General features: G+C 61.9%; 1 pseudogene. It reads right to left on the bottom strand.

The annotated features are described in order from the left end of the window. Window positions 1-260: pseudogene (locus RZA33_RS19565) on the bottom strand (hypothetical protein); the annotation flags it as partial.

The raw sequence follows: 260 nt of genomic DNA, 5'->3' as shown, positions 1-260 counted from the left end.
CCATCACGCGTTCACGCGGTGATGTCTCCGTGCGCAGCTTGAGCGAAGACATACCCTCATCCGTATAGACGAGCAGTCCCTCCGGGGACTGGCGAATTTCCCCGTGCTCGCAACTCACGAGCGTGAGGCCAAAGTGTGGCTGGTAGGGAGCGCGGCCGGGAATGGCGTGTTTCGCACGGGCCTGCTTGGCACGCAACTCATCTTCGGGGGCTATACGAGCGCGCGCAGCAATAGGTGCATTGAAGCCCCATTCGCCAACG

The organism is Halovibrio sp. HP20-59, assembly GCF_033052795.2.
Classification (GTDB): domain Bacteria; phylum Pseudomonadota; class Gammaproteobacteria; order Pseudomonadales; family Halomonadaceae; genus Vreelandella.
This window is presented reverse-complemented; position numbering and strand designations above follow the sequence as displayed.